Raw genomic sequence first — 16,164 nt, 5'->3', positions numbered from 1 at the left:
TTACTTTGAGATTATTCTAAATTCAATTCTTCGTGACATTGGGTCTAAAGAGACATCATATATATTATTCTTCTGTACTCGATCTGAGAATGAGTAACCAACACTAATCACTTGCTTCTGGACAAACTCTTTTTGTTCGGAGCTTAAGTTGCAGTTATTAAATATATAACTATATACAAGGTTTGCACGTCCCGATGATAATTCGAGGTTTCGTATGTATCCGTAATCCGTTCCTCTCTCTCCATCCCATAAGGGGTCAGTATGTCCCTCAATGCGTAGCTCTATGTTTTTCCTGTTCTGTTCTTTCCATATTGTCATTGTCTTGGAAATTAAAGATGAACCAATATGTCGCAGATAATTCTTCAATTCTTTTTGCATTATTGGTTCGTTTCTTTGAACGAACAAATCTTTTCTGATATCCCTATTGGTCAATATGATACTACCCCTAATTGTATCAAAAGTGACTTTGACATACTCATCATATACAAATACATCGTGGTATCGTCGGATTAGATTCTTCAAGTTGTTTTGTTTCAGGGAATCTATAATATCCGCCTGTTGTTCCAAATCTAAACTTGCACGTTCGAGCGAAGCCAAAGCTTCTTCGTACAAATCTTGTTTTACAACAGCTTCCTGTTGTGCTTTTTCTGCCTCAGCAACCTTGTCGTTATAATGATTGTAAAGAATAGCACTCAATATAATGAATACAACAAGGAAACCAGACATTAGGTCTGTATAACTCATCCAAAAGTTATGCTCTTCTCCAAAATCTTTCTTAAAAAGTTTCTTCATCGCAATTTATTTCCTTTTACATCATAGTGATGCTCCGTTCCTTGTGTAGTTGCCGATGTTACTGAATTTGAAAATTGAACAATTGAATCGTACAATACTGGAATAATAATCTTACGATAGGTAAGACTATATAGACCTTTCTTGTTGCCTTTGCTAATTTGCAGGTGCTCGTTATCAAACTTCTCTATATTTGAATAACTTGAAGATAAAAGAACCTTATTCTTATTTTTATCAAACAGCCCTATCTTGGATTTACATGCAATGCGTACAATCTCTTTATTTACAAAGTTGCTCTCAATGTAGTCTGCATTGAGTTTATATCGCAACTTCTGTATCCACCACTTTACAATAAAGAGTGTACATAAACCTGCTATTGCTAAGCATCCTAACTCAACTATATATTGATGATATATAAAGACTTCTTCGTAAAACCAGTGGTCTATCTTATAAAAGACTGTTCCTGTTAATCCTGTTATTGTAGCAAACCACAATCCCACAAACAACAGACAAAGAAATAAAACAAATCTGTTCACAAAGCGAATCTTTACAACCGAAACAGGTTGGAACGATATATTCCTAAAAGTATCAAGTGTAAACGCTTCAGTACTTGTATTGTGACTTCTTGTAAATACTTTACTAATAGCTGAACGCATCATTTGCTTATATCTATTTGCAGGTGTAAATGCAGTACCGCATTTCCTACAAAACTTAGCGTTAGCAGGATTCTCTACACGACACTCTGGATTAGGGCATTGTATATTCATTTTATTTTAATATATTTCCTTTTAAATCTATATACGTTACTTCAGTTCCTTTATAACAAGCAAAATACCCATCTGCTTTCTCTATGCGATCATATTCACATGGAATAATTCTATTATAAACATCCTCCTTTCCATACCAGTGTTTTTCAATAGTCCAGTATAAAATACCCAGTTTGCCACCCCTTGCTATAAATAAATATTCAGAATCTTCTGCCTCTGACGGGTCTTCTACATATTCTGGCTTGTTAAACCAAAAGAACAACTTCTCAAACTCTGATATTGGTTTCAAATGCAACTCTGGATGTTTGAGGTGGAACGGTCTTGTATCCATTTCTTGACTAGATTCTTCTATTGTTATAATTGCCGCTCTATTCAACTGTGTACCGCACTTGCAACAAAATTTTGCTTCTATAGGATTTTCAGTTTTGCAAGCAGGATTATTACATATTTTTTTGTCCATTTTTAAAATTGTGAATATATAGTTCAAATTGTTTGATAAAATATATTTGTTATCTTTCAAGCTTGTTAACCTTTAAAACAACAACTGTTTACAAGAAACAATATACATTCTTTTTATATCTTTTGCTGTAAGTGCTATGCCACATTTCCTACAATATTTAGCATTATCAGGATTTTCTGGATTACATTCAGTATTAGGTCATTATATCATTGTCATAGTTTTATTTTATAAATCGGTGTGTATTAGATATAAACTCTAAAGTTGTGTCAAAATACTTCCTAGAAACCTTTATACCTGATTTTTTTATAAATTTTCCATTAATAAATTCATTGTCTGAATCCCAAGTAACATCCATTATTATCCAACGATTAGAATAAAATGCAATTGGAATAATATGGTTAGATTCAGCCATTAAATTTTCTTCTAATTCCCATCCTCCATTTGTTGAAATTCCTAATGAAAAACAACTGAGTCCTTTAGCAGGAATGCCTATAGCCAATAATAAAGCAACCATTAAATTTGTATAGCCTTGGCACACTGTTTTTCTGCTTTTCAAAACGCCCAAAGCAGAATGGTCATTTTTGACATATGTCCCATTATTTAAAGAATCAAAATCATAATAGATTTCTGATGCAACCCAATCATATATTGCAAGTATTTTTTGATAATTAGATAATAGACCAATTGTTATGTTTCTACTTAAAATCGCTATTTCTGGTTCAATAATTTTACTAGTTAAAGAAGGTATTTTAATCTTATTAAATAAATATAAATTATTTACATAAACTACCGTTTTAACAAATCGGTAACTTCCTTTGTAAAAACATATTGGAATATCTTTTCGGAAAAATAACCCAGAATAACTTGTTGTTATTCCTTTTTTTGTAGTTTGCATAAAAATCTGTATAAAATATATACCCTCATTAATCTTGGGAGGAAGATTAAAAATGCCAACACTATTATTTAATGATATAATAATCTGAAATATTTCTAATTGTGTGGAATTACATAATGATACTAAAATACTGGTATTCTTTAAAATAGATTGTCCTAAAGAAATTTTAAACCTATCACCAACAATGCTAAGCTTTGTAGCTTCGCTTTCAAAATATGATGTAATATAGTTTTTCATTTTATACTTTCTTTATACCACAATATGTGCAAAAAGTATCTGAACTTGAATAATATTTCCTACCACAATTTATGCAAAATGCTGAACTAGGGCGCATAGAATACTCGTAAGAACATTTATACTGTGAATTACTAGCAACAATATTTAAACTTAAACTTTCGTTTAGTTTAAATCTTGCAGTATTCTGATTTGTATATACATTGCCATTAATTGTTAAGTTAGAAATATTAGCAGAGAACCATGATATTTCCAAAAAATCTCCAGCAGCTGCTTCGTTAGGAAGTCTAGTTCGTAAAATAAAAATTGGTTTCTTTTTTTCTCTAAAAGGGTTACTCCTTAAAATATCATTATTTATAGATTCTAATAATGTAGCCATCCAATCTTCCATTAGAACACATGATTTATCTAGGTCAAATGTTTGTTCAAATAAATCCTGTATTTTATATGGGAGAAGATTAATGTAATAATGAGGTGGTGGAATAACTCTTAACTTTGATGCATTCTTTCCAAGAGGATATAAGTTATATCGCATAAAGTCTAAACGATCTGAAATTTCATCTCCACCTGGTGTTTTTAAATTTGATGAAGCAATAAAAGGATGTATACTAGTTAACAATTGATACGCGACAATAGCAAAGCTATATGTATCCCAATATTTAGAACAAGGTTTTTTCTGCGAGATATTATTTATTTCTTTCGGATATGCATATTCTTGTGTAAAAGCAGTAGGAGAATATAATAATAAGTCCCCTAACATTATCTGAATTGAGTCTAAGTCAATTAATGAAATCTGTCCTGCATCACTAAATAATAAATTCTGCGGTTTGAAATCTACAATAATATATCCATGATGATGTAGATTGCTAATAGCATTAGCAATATTGAATAATAACTTAAACCTATTTCTAATACCGTAATCCTTACGCCTATCAAAAATGGAATTATCATCTTTCAAGTATAAAGAATACAATGATTTACTACCACTAAAAGCCAGTGGCATTATAAAACCAACAGGTTGACTGTTGTTATAAACAAAATCTGTAGGCCAACATATTTTATATTGAGTATTTGAGGGAATTCTAAGCGGATGATTAATCATGTACTCAAGTTTATCTAATCTACTAAATACCTTATCTCCATGAAATAATTTTACGCAATAATTTTGGTATTTATTTGGAGATATAATTCTATAAACATTCCCTTCTCCACCAGATGCAAAGTAATTACTCTCTATCAGTATAGCAGTATTTTGCGAATCTCTTAATGTCATTTTTTATTCACTAAAGGTTCTAGAAACTTATATACTGTTTCTCCCCATTTACTAGTTAACGGGCGATTCTTTGGATTATTTTCAAAAGCAAGAATAAAAAGACTTTTAATTTCGCTAGGTAATAATAAAAACTTCTTATGAGGCTTTGGTATCACTGCAATTTTGCTTGAATGACAACCAAATGGGAAATAACCATTTATAATATTTTGACAAAGTTCAGTACAAGACGAATCTTTAGCACTTACCATAAAAGGATGGATGCCATATAACAATTGATAAAAAACTACAGCCATAGCAAATAAATCACATGTTACATCTAAAGTGTCCTTTCCTAATTTGGGATTTCTTTGTAGCTCTGGTGGTAAATATTCTACCGTGAATGCTGGAGCCATATATTTAATGCTATTATCTACTATTTGAACAGAGTCCAAATCTATCATTGATATTTTCCCATTTGCTGTAATCATTACATTATTAGGTTTAAAATCTACTAATACATATTTTGATGTATTATGAATATCATATATTGGCGTAACAATATTTACTATTAATTTTAACCGATTTATAAGTCCATCTCTAGAATTTCTATCATAAAACTGATGCCAATCTCTTGATAATGAACCATTAATTTTCCCCTTACATAGTTGATATAACAATTGAGATCCTTCAAAAGCTAAAGGCATAATAAATCCAACGAATCTTTTATTCGTATCATATAGTAAATCAGTAGGCCAACAAATTCTATAATTATTACTTATTAAATTTGCAGGTTTATGGCTAACCATATAAACGATTTTCTTGACCTTCTCATTATTTACTTTACCAGGATGATATAGCTTTGCGCAATAATTAGGCATTGAAGGAATCTTATATACAGAACCTTCACCACCCTTACTTAAAGGTGTATCACATATATTAATTTTCCCTGAGTTGCAATATAAAATCATCGTACTATCCCTATTAATATAGTTTTATCATCAATTTCTTTAGCGAGAGGATTATTATAACTAGTGATAAACTTTAATAGTCTTTTCTCTCTGAGATTAGAAGTCTCATCTATTATCGATAATGCATCATCTAAACCCTTTGAATATGGGACATTTTTTTCTTCTATTCGGAAATCCCCATTAGGTAAATCAACTTTATGATTCATATGCCACAAACCGCATTCACATCCATCAGACATTAACGAAAATGCTTTTATGCTAGTTCTCCCAACATAAGTTTCAGGAACATAAACACCAGACATCTTAAGATTAGGATAATTTGAGAATAAAATTGATGTGCTAAATATTGTTTGATTAGCTTCTTCTCCCTTGTGTGGTGTAATGACAGCTTGCCAACCTTCAGATGTTTTTACAGCTGCTCTACCATCTCCAATATGTGCAACTAAATATCCTTGTTTGGAATATGCAACAATTATAATCGTAGCAGCAAGACTCTTGAACTCAATTGATTGAGCTTCTGCTTGCTTCGACAATTCTATCTGAAACTTATGGAGCATTCCTCTAAATTCAATATCCCATTCTTTATTTTCCGGCAATGAACCATCAGGGTATGACTTTAATAAATAATCTTCTAGGTAATGTGTAAATGCTAAACAGACCGCCTTTGAACCATCAGCTGAGTATTTTGCTGAACCTGCACCATCAGAAACAATTGCAATTGACCAATATTCATTAATTCTTTTATAAGAATGAAAATCCTGGCATGGAGTAAAGTTTCTAATATGACCTTCTCCTTGATAGGAAATTCCTATTGCATATTGCTCATTCGTAAATTGGCGTATTCTTTCTTCTGGAGTAATAATAATCTCTATATATGTAGATACTATATCAGAATCTTTATAACCAGCTTTACATGTAAAAGCGGAAATCTTACAGCTTCTTTTAATAGTAAAAGGCTTTTCATATTTTAAAGAATTACGAGTGGGCAGTGTTCCATCTATTGTATAATATACATCAACTTCTTTATCATTAGGTAATATTGACACCACGCGATTATTCTCATTAATTATTGGTCGCGTCGAAATAAACGAATTAATGTTTTCTACTTTTTCGATACTTATCCCATCATCAAAAAAGCCTTTCCCTGTAATTACACAATTGTGATTAATCGTGAATGGCTTGGAATACTCAATGAATTCTCCAGTTCCAATTTTATATTGAAGCTTAGATTCAGGGTTAGAAATAAGTGTAACTTCAATATTATTGGTCTCTTTTTTATTTATTAAAATATGTAGTTCATGTATAATTTCTTCTCCTTTGCTTAAGTCGATATCTGTTATAGGTTGCTCTTCCTTTTCTACATTTGTTGTATTTGATTCGCTTTCAGTTGTAATAAAATTATTATCTTCAATGGAATGGGAATCTTCTTGTTGATTATCAATACTATCCGTTTGCTCTTCAACTATAAAAGTAGTAGGCATATTCTTATAATTTAATTTATTCTTATTTTTTTGTGACATAGCAATAAACGCAGACATATTTATCTTTATACATTTTTTTACATTAACATTAAAAATATTTATTAATAATGCAACGGCTAACATCAACAGTCCAAGTATGAATAATATAATTCCATAACAATTATAATCATAAATGAATGCCATAATAGATGCTATTATAAAACCTATTGACAAAATTGAAAATATAATATTCTTCTTTTTCATTTTTATATTTTAACAAAAAAGGAGGCTGAAGCATATACTTTTTTTACCTCAGCCTCTCAAATGTATTACTCCGTATCAGTTCCGATAACAAATCCTTGCGCCCATGTCGGCTGAGGAATAGAAACATTGCTATCGGTTAAATCGTCACTATTAACCACCACAGTGGCACTAGCTGAAAGCCATTGAAAAAATTCTGCAAAGTTAACTGCATCCATCCTCATTGCAGGGAATTGTGATGTGGTTAATTTAGACAAAACGTCATCATGTACCTCATTGCCAACACCTATCATAAAAAATACATATTTTTTAGCATCGGCATCTTCCTGAATTTTTTGAGCTATTCCATCAATGTCTTGATTTGCTGGATATGGGTCTCCGTCTGTCATCACGACAATCCAAGGACGATAATATGTTAATCCTTTAGATTTGTAATAGTCTTTTCTGTCCTTAATGACCTGCTGTGCTTCCTCAATAGCTCTAACTAACTGAGTCTGACCTGAAGCCTTAAGGGTCGGCATCTCAATTTCAGAAATTAAAGAAGGCTGTAACTCTACTTTAATTTCGGAGTTAAATGAGACAATTGCTATTTCAAGACGATCCCTTGCAGTCTCATCATTCATAATTTGCGACTTAAAAGTTTGAAGTCCCTGGTTTAATTGCCCAATTGCATTATCTGCATTCATTGAGCCTGATGTGTCCAAAACCAATACACATAAGCATTTCTGCTCATAGTTAATAGGCTCATTTTGCTCATACATTTCTGTTGCTGTTGCCATAATTGTTTAAAAATTAAATGATAAGTAATATTTAATTATTTGTTAACATTTTGTCTAACCATGCATCTGGATTGCCAATGGTCACAGTTCCATCTTGGGAAGATGAAATTGTAGACATACTATTACTTAGCCATTGGAAAAACTCTATGAATTTAACATATTGCATTTTCATTGGAGGGAAAGTCGGAGTTGACAAAATTCTAAGAACATTTTCATTGATATCGTCTCCTACACCTACTGGAATAAACACATATTTTTTTGATTCGGAATCATTATGAATTCTTGACGCAATACCATCTACATCCTGATCGCTATCAGGCTCCCCATCTGTCATCATAACTATCCAAGGACGATAATATGTTATTCCATGTGATTTATAATATAGCTTTCTGTTCTCCACAATACTAATAGCTTCTTCAAGTCCATCTACCATACAAGTTGAGCCATTGGTTTGAAGAGTAGGCATGGTAAATTCAGTTAATAATGCAGGGTCTTGAACAACATTAACTTCACTATCAAATGTAACAATACAAACTTCCAAACGATCTCTAGTGATTTCATCCTTTAGAAGTTCTTCTTGAAATCGTTGAAGACCAGCATTTAACTCTTCAATAGGACCATCATCCATTGAATAAGAGGTGTCCAAAACAAGTACACATAAACATTTTTGCTCGTAATTACTAGGCTCATTAAATTCATACATTTCTGTCGCTGTTGCCATAATCAAAAAATTAGATAAATATTATTAAACGTATTATACTTCACGCTCACCTAGATTAACCTATTATCTGCTTAGGTTCTCCACTTTGCAACCAATTCAATAATTCTGCTGCCCTCATCACTGTCCATGGATGAGAAGAGTCTGCAATGGATATAAATTTGATTATTTTATTCATCGCGTCATAATCCAATGCTTTAAATGTCTTGGCTTGTTCTATAAATCCCTCAACTTTAATATTTTGATATTCTTTTATTGGAAGACCAGCCATCTTTACTAACCCTTTCATTACAGCTGTTGGTTTCTGACAACATAGTAAACCTGCTCTATCTGCTGTAAACTCAGACATTCTATCCCAGTAATAAAGAGCATATTGCAATGGTGCTGCAGCAATACTTCCAAATGGAATGGAATCAATTGCCATATTAATAACCTGTGCCATCATATGGTATAACATATGATTACTTTTTATATGGCCACATTCATGACCTATGATGAACATTATTTCATCATCCTCACAAAGGTCTATCAATCCGGAGTTTAGTACAATTATCGGATTTTCAGATCCAACAGTAAATGCATTTATACCATATCCCCATTGAATATACAAATCTGGCACTTTAGGCAAATCTAAAATCTGGCAAGCATATTGCAAATACTCAAATATTTCCGGATAGTTCTCACTAGTAACTTTGAGATTACTTCCAGTATACTGCACCGTGTAAATTTTCTCAATGGTATGCTTTGTAATGAAATTGCCAACGAGGTCAACACCAGGAGTTCTCTGCAGCGCTCTCAATGCTTTTTGGTCAAATGGATGTTCATATTGTGAATGATCCAAGCCCTTTAGTATTTTTTTATTCTTTATCATACTATTATTGTTGAAGTGAAATAAATTGTTCTAATTGGTTAAGTCTATTATTATACATTGGGTGTATATTGCTCAACTCAAAATATCTTGCGATTTGATTTGTCTCTTTAATATTTGTGTTACATAACCTTGTGAATAAAGATTTAATGTGCAATATACTTTTTACACATATCAACCCAGCTCTGTCCGCAGTATATTCTGCACATCTATACCATTGATTGAGTGGAACATCTATCAAATCAGATACGATAGGCCCCAAAATCTCAGATTTGTTATTTAGATTATCTAATAATCCTTTAATAGTATGACACATTAGGTTCTTCTGAAGAATGTGCCCCAGTTCGTGACCTATCATAAATTTCAATTCCCCATCAGGCAAACTAATCACCGCCTTACAACTGATAAGAATGATTGGAGCATTGTCTGTTCCTACGCTTAATGCATTTATACCTTTGAGTTGATTAGTAATATATACTTCCGGAATGTCCTCAACATTCAAAGATTTATAGCAACTTTGAAGGACATCATATAAGTGTGGATAATTACTTCTGCTGACTAATTGCCCTGTTGATTTTATTTTTTTGATTTGCTCTTTACAGTATTTATCGGCAAATAATTGAAGTGTTTTACGAACCAATCCATTTGAAAGGATTGCATCCATATAATTATCGCAGGGATATGCATATGGAAGAGACATTTCTTTCTTTTGTGAAAGAAATTTTGAGGATTTCACAGATTCTACAATCTGTTCGGCCTTACTCTTTAACTTTGTATATCCTTCGGTTAAGGGCATATCTTACAATAAATCATCTAATTCAGTACTCATTCTACTTAACCTATCATATAATTCGCTTGCCTTGGCTTTCTGTGACTTATTTTTAGGTATGAATAATTTGTTTTGCTCAGGGGCAAATGCCGCTGCTGAATACGCAATTTCTGAGAATGATGATTCATTCATCGGAATGCAATTATCTGAAATTTCTAATTGTTCACCTAAATAATCAACTGTGTCATTGTCCATCAAGCATAGAATATGCTCATACGTTTCCGGGTGTTCGCACAAATATCTTCGAACGAAATTACGCTCTTCAGCGGTTACAGTTCCTTCTACATAACAGGCAATCAGTTCATCACTTATTTTCATACCAGTCTTTTTTAATCTGTTCTACAATAGCTTTGACCTCCTTGAGTGCCCTTGCCTTATTCATATCTACATAGTGAGCATCAGGAACGACTATCTTGCCGTCATAGAAGGTTACTTTATTCTCTTTCTTTCTTTTTGCAACCATCATTTCAGCAATCTCTTTGTGATTATATCCTTCAAGTTCTTTGATAAGTATGAAGCGATAGTCATCATTCTCTAATCGGTTGATGGCCTCCATGAGCATTACCAATTTCTGATTACCAGCTTCCGGTTCAGGTTCTGGCAACGGTTTATCTCCGCCATTTACCACAATAGAGCCATCTTTTCCCCCTAAACCTATCAATTCATCTTTCTTTTCCAAGAATAAATGCGATGCAACAGAGCAGAACCAAGTTCTGAACTTGCATTTCCACTGGAAGGATTTCAATGGTTGCCAGTCACCTCTTTTGCCTTTGAATTGTATGTATAGACAATTAATCAAATCTTCAAGATATGCCAACGAATCGTAATATCTCCACGCATAAAACTTCAAGTCACTCTCGTATCTGTCGTATAGCAGATAGAGCATAGCTTCTTCGTTTCCTGCAATAATGAGGTCAACAATTTCCTTGTCAGTCATGTCTTTGTATGATTTATATAAAATCATTTCAAATATTCTTTATTTAGCAGTTAAACAGTGCTTAGCAATTTTCACACAAGCATATCCTAATCCATCAATTAAAACTCCAACGATAGAATGTTTGTCGTCTGCCTCACTTACCACTCCTTCAAGACCTTTCAAAGAACCAGATGCTACATAAACTTTATCGCCAGCATGCAAGTCACTGATAATTGTGACTTCTGTTTCTGCATTTTCAAGCATAAATTTTAATCTGTCTATTTGATAGTCTGGGATAGAAGTAGCAAATTTTCGTTTGTCTTCATCACTGCCAGGTAAAGCTAAGAGTCTGAAGATATACGATTGATTGCGTAACCATTCTTCTTCGTTTACAGTTGCACGAACAAACACGACCATTGGCATAATAAGACGATTGACTTTTTTCTTTCGATCGCTCCATTGATGTATTTCTTGTTGTGTAGGGATATACGTTTCATAACCAGCCTTGCCCAATTGAGTAGCTGTTTTCTTCTCACAATTCATCTGAACAAGAACAGCAATCCAACGTTTTGGGTGCGCTTCGCGGTCGTTTGTCCCATTGGCAAACGATTTTTCTATCTCGTGGTATACATCTTGGACACCCATATTATTGTCATCTATTCTTCGTTGAAGTGTTTAATAAATTCTTAAAAAAGTCAATAACAAAACACTTGTCATCATTTTGAATCCGACTTTACTGATCCAATCAAAACACAAAAAAGCGCAGACCCAATTGTCATCCGCCTCCAGGTATCGCCAAACACCCACTGCACAAATGAACAATTTTGTCTACGCTTCGTTATATTATAAGAAGAGTCATAGTTACCTCTCATTCTCAGAAAATGAAAGGTAAGAATAGATACAAGTTATAATAATACGAGCTAAACAACCGTTGACTTATTTCTTGTGCAGTCTCATTAAATTTGGCGATTTTAGAGACAAGAATTAGCTTACGCTCGTTAACTAATATTTTTATTTCAAACAAATTCCTTCGAACTTGTCTATGCTCGCAAAATTAGATAAAAAAAAGAATTATACAAATAAAATCCTCATTATATCTAAAAAAATAAAAAAGCAGCATGAAAATTATCTTTCATTATTCATGCAGATGAAAATTCATGCTGCCTAAAAATTGTCCATGTGCAGTACTCTTCAATTTGGCGATTTTAGAGACAAGAACAATTAATTTATTACCATTCAAAAATCAGACACAAATATTAAAACGCTATAAAAGTATAACAAAAAGAAAACATAACAAAACACGATAAAAGCAAAATAGACTTAAACAGTCAAAAAGTGCGCTCAAGCATATCATATTAGTGTATATTCTGCAATAATTATAAAAAGACTATTCTTCAAACAAATGAATAAAACAAGAAAAAGATCGCATTAGTATCAGGTTTCGATAATTGATAAAATATCAACTAACACCATATTCCATCAACGAGAAAAAACGGTAGAAAGAATATACATGATACATGATTTAAGTCATATAATACTATAAATCAACCATTTCATAGAATCTATACCCTACATACAAAACATTAACTTTAACTGTACGTTAAAATTAATGTTTTGTCTTCAAGAAATGCATCTTTTAACTCCTTAAAATATAATTCTTGCCACAAAGAATAGAATAATAGAAAACGGGAATTAACAATGTTAAATGGGAAACACATAAATTCTCTGTAAAGACTACCGGTTTTATTCTTTTTCATCCTGAGTTTATTCTTATTTTTGCATTCAAATTGAAAAAACATGAGTTCGATCAAACCACGTATCCACAAACTTCTCGACGCTCTTAATGAGGGAGTATTTGAGAAAGAACACACCATAGCCCTTTCGTTATTGGCGGCCATTGCCGGAGAAAGTATTTTCCTGTTAGGTCCTCCGGGAGTAGCCAAGAGTTTAGTAGCACGAAGGCTGAAATATGCATTCAAAGAAAACAATGCATTCGAATACCTAATGTCACGTTTCAGTACTCCGGATGAGATTTTCGGGCCGGTATCGATCTCGAAACTTAAAGATGAAGATACCTATGAACGGATTACCGAAGGATATCTTCCCACAGCTTCAGTGGCTTTTCTGGATGAAATATGGAAAGCAGGCCCGGCCATACAGAACTCCCTGCTGACAGTAATCAATGAAAAGATATACCGGAACGGACAGTTTACAGTGAAAGTCCCGTTGAAAGTACTGATAGCGGCTTCTAACGAACTACCGGCAAAGGGAGAAGGGCTGGAAGCACTTTATGACCGCTTCCTTATCCGGCAATTTGTGGGCTGTATCGAACAGGAATTCGCTTTTGACCGGATGATTGCTTCGACAAAGGATACAGAACCGAATATACCGGAGAAACTGCCGATCGAACAGGAAGAATACTGCAAAATGCAGGCGGAGGCAGAGACAGTGACCCTGCATTATACTTTCTTCGAACTGGTGCATACCATCAAGCGGACAGTAGAGCAATATAATACGCAACGGGATGCCAACCTCCCTCCTATTTACATCTCAGACAGACGTTGGAAAAAGATCGTAGGACTGTTGCGTACTTCGGCTTACCTAAACGAATCACCGGCAGTAAACTTTGCCGATTGCCTGCTGATACCTTATTGTATATGGGATGAAGTGAGCCAACTCCCTATTGTGGAGAATATCGTGCAACAGGCTATTACCGAAAGTATAAATACATATCTGTTGGGAGAAAAACAATTGGAGCAGAAACTCGATGCTTTGAAAGAAGATATGAAAGCCGAACATAGCCTGCGGGAAATCAGTGACCCGGCCATTCAGGTGGTCGATACTTTTTATCACCGTATCGAAGGATACCGGATAGCCGGTAACCTGCTAATGTTCGCTTCCGACTACCAGAATCTGAAAAAGGACAGTAACCGGCTGTTTTACATCCAACAGGATAAATTCCGCCCGGTAAACAAGATACTGAAAACATATGATTTCGTAAAAAACCGCAGCATTGCCCAGAAAGACATCTATTCATTGCGAAAAGGAAACCGGTCCGTATTCGTCAACAACGAAGAGTATCCTCTGTTGTGCTATAAAGATTGCGAATCATTGCCCGAACCCAACGAAGAGACAAGCACGCCGTTTGAATTCCGCCTGCAAGAGGTGATCGACTTATTGCAGAACATGGAAACTGAATTCAAGAAACTCTCCGACCGGGAAAACGGATATGCCAGAGAGCATCTGTTTCTGAGCACCAGGCAAAAAGCCGATCTGAAACGTATATTGAACGGAACAGCCCATATCATAGAGAGTTACCGGAACGAGTTGCGTATCATCGCCCATGCCCATGAACAAGAGAACAGGGACTATTAGACTAAAGGAATTGCAAGACAGGTACTATGACCGCCTGCAAGAGATTGCCTACAAGGTGTATGATGAACAATTGCACAATCTCATTATCAGACCCGAAGAATTGGATATGGATATCCGGCAATACTTCCGGTATACGCTTCCCTCCTTGCAAGAGTTCTATTCGCGGTATGCCGCCCAATGGGAGTACTTCCATGAAACGGACGAAGCTTCGGATACAAAGTTTCTGCATTTTCTGAAGAACAGTGCTTATCCGCTTTCTATGAGGTACAATATGGTAGACCTCAATGTAAAATACTATCTGGAACGATTTCAGGCTCTCAAACCACGCTCGAAAGAATGGAAAGCATTACGAACGCTTTTCTTCGATAAATGGCACCGATTGTTATCCAACAATGAATTCAACTATCAAATGGAACATATCAACCGGCTGTCCGAAGAGTTCTACCGGTTACAGATATCGCTCTCCAAAAACCTTCCGATACGCGGCGATTCCCGCTTGGTATGGCTATTGAGAAACCATAAGCAGATAGCCGAACAGATTCTGGAATATGATGAAACAATCAAGAAAACGCCTGCCATACAAGAATTGATAGAGATATTGGGAAAACAACGCCAAGGGAGACAGAAACGCTTTAAAATGACTGCCGGCATTCGCAAAGAAGAAATCGTAACACATTCTACCCGAAGTGATATCACCGGCATCTGCGAAGGCAATGATCTCAACAGCCTGCTTCCCATCGAATATTGTTATCTGGCAGAGAAATCCTTGCAACCGATATTCTTCGAACGGTATGCCGAAAAAAAACTCCGGATGATAGACTATGCATCACGCGAACGACAACCCATGAATGATAAAAGGCTACCGGGCAACCAGGTTTCCGAGGAAGCCGAAGGACCTTTCATTGTGTGTATCGATACTTCCGGTTCAATGTCCGGCAAAAGGGAAAATTTAGCCAAATCGGCCCTGCTTGCCATTGCCGAACTGACGGAACAACAACATCGCAAATGCTACATTATCATCTTTTCCGACGATGTGGAATGCATCGAGATCACAGACTTAGGTACCAGCTTCGACCGGTTGGTAGATTTCCTGTGCCAATCTTTTCACAGTGGCACGGATATCGCTCCTGCCATTGCCCATACCGCCCGCATGATTGAGAAAGAGGGATACCGGGAAGCAGATTTTGTGATGATTTCGGACTTTGAGATGGCACCGATAGACAAAGAGCTATCTGCCGAAATCCAAAAGATAAAAGAGAACCAAACCAGAATATATGCCTTATGTATGGGAGATGAACCTCAACCAAGTTATTTGAACATCTGTGAACGATATTGGATGCTTCCTACATAGAAATCCATATCGTGATTTATGTCTGTGGCATAGAAAGAAATAAAATTGCGGATAAAACATTGGAAAAGAAGTCTCTTATAATTCGGTATAAACTTCCTATTGTCTGGTAGAAAACTTATATTCCCCCGTTTATAATCTACAACCACAAGTTTTGGTTTTATAACTACAAGTTCTGGTTTTACAATCAAAAATTTTGGTTTTACAATCAGAACTTGTGGTTATAGTTTTTCTCTCATTAAAGA

At 34.6% G+C, this 16,164-nt stretch carries 16 protein-coding genes and 1 pseudogene; 2 read left to right on the top strand and 15 right to left on the bottom strand.

Features of this window, described 5'->3' with window-relative positions; all coding sequences use genetic code 11:
* The 15 genes and pseudogenes from RB604_RS13930 to RB604_RS13865 all read right to left on the bottom strand — a co-directional run bounded on the left by RB604_RS13930 (position 1) and on the right by RB604_RS13865 (position 11,841).
* On the bottom strand, positions 1-792 hold the full coding sequence (locus RB604_RS13930) for an OmpA family protein (RefSeq protein ID WP_055294593.1): 792 nt from the start codon (positions 790-792) through the stop codon (positions 1-3).
* Positions 789-1,556 (bottom strand): zinc ribbon domain-containing protein, encoded by a 768-nt coding sequence (locus RB604_RS13925; RefSeq protein ID WP_055294590.1) that lies wholly within the window; start codon positions 1,554-1,556, stop codon positions 789-791. Before RB604_RS13925 ends, RB604_RS13930 begins: the two co-directional genes overlap by 4 nt.
* A gap of 1 nt (position 1,557) precedes the next feature.
* Positions 1,558-2,016: a hypothetical protein gene (locus RB604_RS13920; protein ID WP_147398873.1), complete on the bottom strand. Its 459-nt coding sequence runs from the start codon at positions 2,014-2,016 to the stop codon at positions 1,558-1,560.
* 72 nt (positions 2,017-2,088) lie between these two features.
* Positions 2,089-2,205 (bottom strand): annotated as a pseudogene (locus tag RB604_RS21470) (4-Cys prefix domain-containing protein); the annotation flags it as partial.
* Between the two features lie 31 nt (positions 2,206-2,236).
* Positions 2,237-3,148 carry a transglutaminase domain-containing protein gene (locus tag RB604_RS13915; protein ID WP_055294586.1) on the bottom strand — a complete coding sequence of 304 codons (912 nt, stop codon included), beginning with the start codon at positions 3,146-3,148 and terminating at the stop codon, positions 2,237-2,239.
* 1 nt (position 3,149) lies between these two features.
* On the bottom strand, positions 3,150-4,418 hold the full coding sequence (locus RB604_RS13910; RefSeq protein WP_055294584.1) for a protein kinase domain-containing protein: 1,269 nt from the start codon (positions 4,416-4,418) through the stop codon (positions 3,150-3,152).
* Positions 4,415-5,365, bottom strand: coding sequence for a protein kinase domain-containing protein (locus RB604_RS13905; protein WP_055294582.1), 951 nt, complete (start codon positions 5,363-5,365; stop codon positions 4,415-4,417). Before RB604_RS13905 ends, RB604_RS13910 begins: the two co-directional genes overlap by 4 nt.
* On the bottom strand, positions 5,362-7,089 hold the full coding sequence (locus tag RB604_RS13900; RefSeq protein WP_055294580.1) for a protein phosphatase 2C domain-containing protein: 1,728 nt from the start codon (positions 7,087-7,089) through the stop codon (positions 5,362-5,364). The genes RB604_RS13905 and RB604_RS13900 overlap by 4 nt, the downstream gene beginning before the upstream one ends.
* Positions 7,090-7,154: 65 nt before the next feature.
* Complete coding sequence (locus tag RB604_RS13895; protein ID WP_055294577.1) at positions 7,155-7,865, bottom strand: vWA domain-containing protein; 711 nt, start codon at positions 7,863-7,865, stop codon at positions 7,155-7,157.
* Positions 7,866-7,896: 31 nt separating this feature from the next.
* On the bottom strand, positions 7,897-8,586 hold the full coding sequence (locus tag RB604_RS13890) for a vWA domain-containing protein (RefSeq protein ID WP_204902161.1): 690 nt from the start codon (positions 8,584-8,586) through the stop codon (positions 7,897-7,899).
* A 55-nt stretch (positions 8,587-8,641) separates the two neighbouring features.
* Complete coding sequence (locus RB604_RS13885) at positions 8,642-9,454, bottom strand: M48 family metallopeptidase (RefSeq protein ID WP_082430608.1); 813 nt, start codon at positions 9,452-9,454, stop codon at positions 8,642-8,644.
* Positions 9,455-9,458: 4 nt separating this feature from the next.
* Complete coding sequence (locus RB604_RS13880; RefSeq protein ID WP_055294575.1) at positions 9,459-10,247, bottom strand: M48 family metallopeptidase; 789 nt, start codon at positions 10,245-10,247, stop codon at positions 9,459-9,461.
* A gap of 3 nt (positions 10,248-10,250) precedes the next feature.
* Positions 10,251-10,598 carry a hypothetical protein gene (locus RB604_RS13875; protein ID WP_021937023.1) on the bottom strand — a complete coding sequence of 116 codons (348 nt, stop codon included), beginning with the start codon at positions 10,596-10,598 and terminating at the stop codon, positions 10,251-10,253.
* Positions 10,585-11,244 carry an RNA polymerase sigma factor gene (locus RB604_RS13870; protein ID WP_021937022.1) on the bottom strand — a complete coding sequence of 220 codons (660 nt, stop codon included), beginning with the start codon at positions 11,242-11,244 and terminating at the stop codon, positions 10,585-10,587. The genes RB604_RS13875 and RB604_RS13870 overlap by 14 nt, the downstream gene beginning before the upstream one ends.
* A gap of 12 nt (positions 11,245-11,256) precedes the next feature.
* A complete protein-coding gene (locus RB604_RS13865) occupies positions 11,257-11,841 on the bottom strand; it encodes a UpxY family transcription antiterminator (RefSeq protein ID WP_055294574.1) in 585 nt (194 codons plus the stop codon).
* Between the two features lie 1,152 nt (positions 11,842-12,993).
* Here RB604_RS13865 and RB604_RS13860 point away from each other — a divergent pair.
* Positions 12,994-14,571 (top strand): AAA family ATPase, encoded by a 1,578-nt coding sequence (locus RB604_RS13860; RefSeq protein ID WP_055294571.1) that lies wholly within the window; start codon positions 12,994-12,996, stop codon positions 14,569-14,571.
* Positions 14,546-15,922: a VWA domain-containing protein gene (locus RB604_RS13855; RefSeq protein WP_172680680.1), complete on the top strand. Its 1,377-nt coding sequence runs from the start codon at positions 14,546-14,548 to the stop codon at positions 15,920-15,922. The genes RB604_RS13860 and RB604_RS13855 overlap by 26 nt, the downstream gene beginning before the upstream one ends.
* Positions 15,923-16,164: the final 242 nt, after the last annotated feature.

Origin of the sequence: Bacteroides salyersiae, from assembly GCF_031172035.1 — a bacterium.
Taxonomy (GTDB): Bacteria; Bacteroidota; Bacteroidia; order Bacteroidales; family Bacteroidaceae; genus Bacteroides; species Bacteroides salyersiae.
The sequence above is the reverse complement of the archived record's forward strand: the minus strand, read 5'-3'. Positions and strand labels throughout refer to the sequence as shown.

Coding starts and splice junctions, on each gene's coding strand:
- RB604_RS13855 (WP_172680680.1), top strand. CDS start 14,546: ATGAACAAGAGAACAGGGACTATTAGACTAAAGGAATTGCAAGACAGG.
- RB604_RS13900 (WP_055294580.1), bottom strand. CDS start 7,089: ATGAAAAAGAAGAATATTATATTTTCAATTTTGTCAATAGGTTTTATA.
- RB604_RS13905 (WP_055294582.1), bottom strand. CDS start 5,365: ATGATTTTATATTGCAACTCAGGGAAAATTAATATATGTGATACACCT.
- RB604_RS13930 (WP_055294593.1), bottom strand. CDS start 792: ATGAAGAAACTTTTTAAGAAAGATTTTGGAGAAGAGCATAACTTTTGG.
- RB604_RS13870 (WP_021937022.1), bottom strand. CDS start 11,244: ATGATTTTATATAAATCATACAAAGACATGACTGACAAGGAAATTGTT.
- RB604_RS13860 (WP_055294571.1), top strand. CDS start 12,994: ATGAGTTCGATCAAACCACGTATCCACAAACTTCTCGACGCTCTTAAT.
- RB604_RS13875 (WP_021937023.1), bottom strand. CDS start 10,598: ATGAAAATAAGTGATGAACTGATTGCCTGTTATGTAGAAGGAACTGTA.
- RB604_RS13865 (WP_055294574.1), bottom strand. CDS start 11,841: ATGGGTGTCCAAGATGTATACCACGAGATAGAAAAATCGTTTGCCAAT.
- RB604_RS13925 (WP_055294590.1), bottom strand. CDS start 1,556: ATGAATATACAATGCCCTAATCCAGAGTGTCGTGTAGAGAATCCTGCT.
- RB604_RS13885 (WP_082430608.1), bottom strand. CDS start 9,454: ATGATAAAGAATAAAAAAATACTAAAGGGCTTGGATCATTCACAATAT.
- RB604_RS13920 (WP_147398873.1), bottom strand. CDS start 2,016: ATGGACAAAAAAATATGTAATAATCCTGCTTGCAAAACTGAAAATCCT.
- RB604_RS13915 (WP_055294586.1), bottom strand. CDS start 3,148: ATGAAAAACTATATTACATCATATTTTGAAAGCGAAGCTACAAAGCTT.
- RB604_RS13910 (WP_055294584.1), bottom strand. CDS start 4,418: ATGACATTAAGAGATTCGCAAAATACTGCTATACTGATAGAGAGTAAT.
- RB604_RS13880 (WP_055294575.1), bottom strand. CDS start 10,247: ATGCCCTTAACCGAAGGATATACAAAGTTAAAGAGTAAGGCCGAACAG.
- RB604_RS13890 (WP_204902161.1), bottom strand. CDS start 8,586: ATGGCAACAGCGACAGAAATGTATGAATTTAATGAGCCTAGTAATTAC.
- RB604_RS13895 (WP_055294577.1), bottom strand. CDS start 7,865: ATGGCAACAGCAACAGAAATGTATGAGCAAAATGAGCCTATTAACTAT.